1 protein-coding gene is annotated in these 1,186 nt (G+C 46.0%); it reads left to right on the top strand.

Features of this window, described 5'->3' with window-relative positions; translation table 11 throughout:
• Entirely contained in the window at positions 1–1,185 is a 1,185-nt protein-coding gene (gene tuf, locus AN394_RS21120) for an elongation factor Tu (RefSeq protein ID WP_054564107.1), read from the top strand.
• Position 1,186: the final 1 nt, after the last annotated feature.

Raw genomic sequence — 1,186 nt, forward strand, 5'->3', positions numbered from 1 at the left:
ATGGCAAAAGAAAAGTTTGAACGCGTAAAACCGCACGTAAACGTTGGTACAATCGGCCACGTTGACCACGGTAAAACAACTCTAACAGCAGCAATCACTAACGTACTTGCAAAAGTATATGGTGGTGTAGCTAAAGACTTCGCATCAATCGATAACGCTCCAGAAGAGCGTGAGCGTGGTATCACAATCTCAACTTCACACGTTGAGTACGATACTCCAACTCGTCACTACGCACACGTAGACTGTCCAGGACACGCCGATTATGTTAAAAACATGATCACTGGTGCTGCTCAAATGGACGGCGCAATCCTAGTAGTTGCTGCGACTGACGGTCCTATGCCACAAACTCGTGAGCACATCCTACTTTCTCGTCAGGTTGGTGTACCTTACATCATCGTATTCATGAACAAATGTGACATGGTTGACGACGAAGAGCTACTTGAGCTAGTTGAGATGGAAGTTCGTGAACTTCTTTCTGAGTACGACTTCCCAGGTGATGACTTACCACTAATCCAAGGTTCAGCGCTTAAAGCGTTAGAAGGCGAGAAAGAGTGGGAAGACAAAATCGTTGAGCTTGCAGAAGCACTAGATTCTTACATCCCAGAGCCAGAGCGTGACATCGATAAGCCATTCATCATGCCTATCGAAGACGTATTCTCAATCCAAGGTCGTGGTACAGTTGTAACTGGCCGTGTTGAAGCTGGTATCATCAACGTGAATGACGAAGTTGAAATCGTAGGTATCAAAGAAACTACGAAGACAACTTGTACAGGTGTTGAGATGTTCCGTAAGCTTCTAGACGAAGGTCGTGCGGGTGAGAACATCGGTGCACTTCTACGTGGTACTAAGCGTGAAGACGTTGAACGTGGTCAAGTACTAGCTAAGCCTGGTTCAATCACTCCACACACGAAGTTCACTTCAGAAGTATACGTACTTTCTAAAGATGAAGGTGGTCGTCACACTCCATTCTTCAAAGGTTACCGTCCACAGTTCTACTTCCGTACAACTGACGTAACAGGTGACGTACAGTTACCAGACGGCGTTGAAATGGTAATGCCTGGTGATAACATCAAGATGACTGTAGAACTAATCTGCCCAATCGCGATGGACGAAGGTTTACGCTTCGCTATCCGTGAAGGTGGCCGTACAGTTGGTGCTGGTGTTGTTGCAACTATCGTTGAGTAAT

Origin of the sequence: Pseudoalteromonas sp. P1-26 (assembly GCF_001401795.1) — a bacterium.
In the GTDB taxonomy this organism is placed as follows: Bacteria; Pseudomonadota; Gammaproteobacteria; order Enterobacterales; family Alteromonadaceae; genus Pseudoalteromonas.